Annotated in this window: 4 protein-coding genes; 2 read left to right on the plus strand and 2 right to left on the minus strand. The window is 51.8% G+C overall.

Features of this window, described 5'->3' with window-relative positions; all coding sequences use genetic code 11:
- Positions 1-94 precede the first annotated feature (94 nt).
- Positions 95-1,243: a Gfo/Idh/MocA family oxidoreductase gene (locus RMO27_RS22970; RefSeq protein ID WP_309736859.1), complete on the plus strand. Its 1,149-nt coding sequence runs from the start codon at positions 95-97 to the stop codon at positions 1,241-1,243.
- A gap of 17 nt (positions 1,244-1,260) precedes the next feature.
- On the opposite strand, the gene RMO27_RS22975 is transcribed toward RMO27_RS22970, so the two are convergent.
- A complete protein-coding gene (locus RMO27_RS22975; protein WP_309736860.1) occupies positions 1,261-3,429 on the minus strand; it encodes a glycogen debranching N-terminal domain-containing protein in 2,169 nt (722 codons plus the stop codon).
- Between the two features lie 60 nt (positions 3,430-3,489).
- A complete protein-coding gene (locus RMO27_RS22980) occupies positions 3,490-4,203 on the minus strand; it encodes a pirin family protein (RefSeq protein ID WP_309736861.1) in 714 nt (237 codons plus the stop codon).
- A gap of 330 nt (positions 4,204-4,533) precedes the next feature.
- On the opposite strand from RMO27_RS22980, the gene RMO27_RS22985 reads away from it, so the two are divergent.
- Positions 4,534-5,443 (plus strand): tetratricopeptide repeat protein (locus RMO27_RS22985; protein ID WP_396133790.1); only part of this gene is annotated, 910 nt, incomplete at its 3' end.

The following is a 5,443-nucleotide window of genomic DNA, read 5'->3' on the forward strand; positions in this document are numbered from 1 at the left end:
CCAGGAGCGGGTTGAGGTGACTTTCTGGGCGGCTAACGCACTGTTTGCCCTTAACTAGCTCCTAAATCATCACAGCATTTGGCATGAGCATACAATGACAGCAAATCAACTTCTAGATCCCGCCACAGAGCGGAAAATTCGCTATGCAGTAGTCGGTTTGGGCTGGTTTGCCCAAGCGACCGCCCTACCTGCTTTTGCGAATACTGAAAACTCTCAAGTAGTGGCTCTAGTCTCTGACGATGCGACCAAACGCACGGAAGTCGCCAAAAAATATGGGATCGAGGAGACTGATACCTATACTTACGATCGCTACGATGAGCTATTGAGTAGTGGCACCATCGATGCTGTATATATTGCCTTGCCCAATCATCTGCATTGTGACTATACGCTCCGCGCCGCCCAGGCGGGCATCCACATCCTATGTGAAAAGCCGATGGCGGTGACGGTTGCTGAGTGCGAGCGGATGATTGCAGCAGCACGGGAAAATCATGTCAAACTGGCGATCGCTTATCGGCTCCATTTTGACGCGGCGAACCTACAAGCGATCGAGATCGTCAATTCGGGTCAAATTGGCGAACCGCGCTTTTTTCACTCGATCTTTGCCCAGCAAAATGAAGGTGCCAATAGTCGAATGCGGGCGGATACCGGGAGTGGCACGATCGAAGACATCGGTATTTATTGTATCAATGCCGCCCGCTACATCTTCCGAGCCGAGCCGATTGAGGTATTTGCGACTAGTGCGAGCAATGGCGAGGAACGCTTTCGAGAAGTCGCCGAGATGAGTAGTGCGATCCTCCGCTTTCCTGGCGATCGCTTGGCGACGTTTACCTGTAGCTTTGGTGCCGCCAAGATTGCGACTTATCAAGTGATGGGTACTGCTGGCAATTTACACGTCGAGCCAGCTTATGCGATCCAGGCACACATCAAGCACGTCCTGTCGATCGATGACGCACCCACACAGGAATATAGCTTTGAACCCCACGACCAGCTAGCGGCGGTATTTAGCTACTTTTCTGACTGTGTTTTAGATGACCAAGAACCGGCACCTTCGGGCACAGAGGGATTAATCGATATCAAAATTATTCGCGCGCTCAAGGAATCGATCGAGACTGGGAAATTTGTCTCGGTTGCTGGGATCGAACCGCCACCCCAACGACCGACAGTCGCCCAACAGATCGAATGTCCCCCGATCCAACAGCAACCCCAATTGGTGAATGCTGCCGATCCGGCTGGCAAGTCTTAGCAACTGACTAAAGATGATTACCAAGGCTGCCAAGATTTTTGGATGACCTCAATCTCGCCCGATTTGACATCTGCCGCCCAATGAGTGCGATCGTCTTCCCGCCAAAACCGCAGATCTACAGTTGCATTGCCGATCGAGATCTGGCGTAGATTCAGATCTGGCAACCAAGTTGGTAAATCGGGATCGACATATAATCGCCCATTTGGGGCGTCGGCTTGAAGTCCGAGGATCGCTTGGAGCAGGTGAAAGATCGATCCGGCTGCCCAGGCTTGCGGCACATTTGCCTGAGCGTATTGGACGGGAAATGCACCTGGTGCTTGAGTAATTCCGGCGTAGACTTCGGGTAGACGGTAGTTCTCAAAATAACTGCCAGCTTCAGAAATCCCGCGCGCGATCTGGGCGGCTGCATCTGTCAAGCCATAACGTTTACACCCCAAAGCGATGATGCCATTATCATGCGCCCAAATCGAGCCGAGATGATAAGAGTGCGGATTAAAGCTGGGATGATCGGCGGAGATGGTGCGAATTCCCCAGCCGCTCCACAGATCGGGTGCCATCAATCGATCGACTACCCGCGCCGCCCGTTCGGGGCTGACAATCCCGCTCCACAAGCAATGTCCGGCATTAGAGACGATCGACTCGATCGGTTTTTTGGTGGCATCTAGTCCGTAGGCATAGTAGCCCAACTCCTCACACCAGAACTGAGCCTCGAACCGATCGCGTAATTCCCCTGCTTTTTGCTGAAGCGTGCTCGCTCGCTCGATTTCACCGAGTGCGGTAAAGACTTCCGCCATCCGCATCCAGGCATCGAAGACATACCCCTGAAGTTCGCACAGCGCGATCGGGGCGGTGACTTGAGTACCGTCTGGATAGACGATCGAATCCCCCGAATCTTTCCACCCTTGATTATTGATGCCTTGAGTGGAGCGGGTTTTAAATTCTTGTAAGCCATCGCCATCGAGGTCGCCGTAGCGATCGATCCATTCCAGGCAGCGAATTGCTACCTCGCGATATTCGTGGAGCAACCCGATCTCGCCAGTCCATTTCCAAGTTTCGTGGAGGAGGATGAGATACAGCGGGGTAGTATCAGCGGCACCGTAGTAAGGCGTATGAGGAACGCGGTTAAAATGCGCCAACTCGCCAGCCCGCAGTTCGTGCAGGATCTTACCTGGTTGGGCATCGCGCCAATCGTCAATTTGGGTAGCTTGATATCGGGCGAGGGTTTTGAGGGTGCCGAGGGCAAAATTGGGGCGCACTAACATACATTGGAGACTGGCAATCAGACTATCCCGACCAAAAATCGCCACAAACCACGGTACTCCCGCCGCTGGCAGCCAAGTATGGAGCGGTAAATCGCGATCGTAGAGCCGCAAGGCACCCATATCTTCGACGGATTGCTGATAGAGTCGATAAATCTCTTCCTGGGCGGTGGTAATTTGGGTGGCTGTATCAAACCACTGTTGATGCAACTTCGCTACCTCAGGTGCCATTTGATAACAGTGGGTGGGAAACTGACTGTCCTCTGGCCACTCTTTGTCTGGTTTCGGGTAAGTGCCGTCCGCGCTTAAAATATAGTAGCCACAGGTATGCCAAGATTGGCGTGGTGCTAATTCGACCGCAAAGGTAATCCGGCCATTGGCAAATCGCGGTGTGGACGAGGCATTGCGAACGCGGTAGAGAAACCGGCGATGAAAATCCCGATTGTTGTAGGTCGTATTTAATTCTCGATCGACTTGGCTCCAATCGGTTTCGATATGCCCGCGTCGGACGTATTTGTGTGACTTGACCTCAAAAATATCGGCAAAATCCGATCGCAGGGCAATTTCCAGATTGAACTGAACTGGGAGCGTACCGTAGTTGGTAATATCGATGTCTTCATGAATCCCATCCCCTGCCACACGGCTCAACACTAGTTCGAGACTGCCTGGTGCGATCGTCCGATCCTCTGTTTCGATCTGCGGATTGGTCAGATAGACGCGAGCAACGGCATAACTTGTCGTACTTCCATTCAACCGCGTCCACTGTTGACCGTTGGCAAAAATGCCATAAAAACTGACAAACCGCGTGTCTTCGGCAAACACCCCCAGCTCGCCGTCGGCGATTTGCCCGTCATCTTGCGTCACCATGAAGGTATTCCCTTGATTGATCGTCAACACTGGCGGGCCAACGTTTACATGAAAAGGCATAAGTTTGGCCGGATAGGATTGACTTGTAATCGGAAGGATCGGATCTTGGGTTTTTGTGGTTTAGGCCAGATCGAATAACAAGACTTCCGCAGTGCCTGTGGTTGTTATTTCTAGCTGTTCGGGATTATTTATTTGGACGCCATCACCTGCGCTCAGGGATTCCCCATTGAGCATCGCGCTGCCGCTAGCAACTTGCAACCACACAAATCGATCGGGCTGCATTACAAATCTCACCAGATCTCCGGCTGAGAGCACCGCCGCATACAGATCGATATCTTGATGAATGACTACCGAATCCGATCGACCGTCTTTAGAAGCCACCAGCCGCAGCTTACCCTGCTTATCAGCTCCAGAAAAATTGCGCTGGTCGTAACGGGGGGTAATATTTTGGCGGTCGGGTAGCATCCAGATCTGCAACAAGTGGACTGGCGCGGTGTCTGAATTATTAAACTCACTGTGTTGAATGCCTGTGCCCGCGCTCATAATCTGGACATCACCCGATCGAATCACCGATCCGGTACCGAGACTATCTTTGTGCGCCAATTCTCCCTCTAATACATAGGTGAGAATTTCCATATCCCGATGCCCATGCGTACCAAAGCCCGCACCAGGAGCAATCCTGTCATCATTAATTACTCGCAACGATCGAAACCCCATCCGCGCTGGATCGTGAAAATTGCTAAATGAAAATGTGTGGTAGCTATCTAACCAATCAATCTGGGTGTGACCGCGGAGGTCGCCAGGATGAATCGTATTTACGGTAGTCGTACTCATCGATCTCAATTTCGCTCCTATTCAAATTTTGGCAAGATATACATCTATAGCCTAATTAATTCCCCCGATATATCTATCTATCTATCGATAGTTATATTTGGGCGATTCTACACCCAGATACAATTGTCAAGGCACTAGCTGGTATTTGACTAATCGATCGTGGGGCAAACGTCCACATCAAATCGCTGTGCGCTCATTTTAACTCGATCGATCGAGATCGCCGCACCTCCGCCAAATAGAGCGAGACAAATCTTCGATCGCTGTGCCAGAATAGGATTGGGTGTATCGGTTCAAACAATTAGCTAACTGCTCTATTTCTTAAAAATCGCGATGCACTTATTTCACGACATCTGTCAATCCATTACCGACGATCTCAACACTGTTTGCGATGAAGTCGAAGACTTTCTGTTTGCCGATTGGTACGCCGCAGCTCGATTGCCGTTCGCGGAGCGTCTCGAAGAGAAGGCAGACCAAAGGTCATCGAAAACAGCCTGTAAAGCTCGTGCGCCCCGCACATTAGCAGATTACAACCTAGCCATTCAATCCGCACCCACAGACGCCAATCTGTTCTACGGTCGCGGCACGATCCTGCACCGCAACCACGACCATCTGGGCGCGATCGCCGATTACAATCTCGCGGTCGAACTCAATCCCCACTTGGCCGCCGCCTATGCTGCTAGAGCCATCAGCTACATTCAGATCGATCGACTAACTGATGCGATTGCCGATTGCGATCGTGCCATTGAACTCCATCCCGATCTCCAATTTGCTCACCATACCCGTGCTGTAGCTCGTTCCTACTCAGGCGATAATACTGGAGCGATCGCCGACTTTACTCGCTGCACTCAGCTCGCACCTAGTGCTGCTGCCTACTACAACCTTGGCGTCACCCAATTGACGATCGATCTCTACACCCCAGCCCTCGCCAGTCTCTCCAAATCCCTCGATCTGCGATCGGAAATTGCCACTTATTACGCCCGCAGTGTCGCTCTAGCAGGCTTAGGCGATGAATTTGGCACCAATCGCGATTATAGTGCGGCACTGTCACTGGAAACCCCTGGTGCTGGCAGTCTCTATCCTAACGACGAACACGCCTATTATTTCCGCGCGCTGGCACGGTTGGCCAAAAGTCAACGGGAACAAGCCAAAGCCGATCTCCAAACTACGATCGCGATTTGCGATCGCCACCACAATACTGCGCTCCGCCAACTAGCAACCGCTAAAATTGCCGAAATCGATC

It is taken from the genome of Chamaesiphon sp. OTE_75_metabat_556, from assembly GCF_031378165.1.
In the GTDB taxonomy this organism is placed as follows: Bacteria; Cyanobacteriota; Cyanobacteriia; order Cyanobacteriales; family Chamaesiphonaceae; genus Chamaesiphon.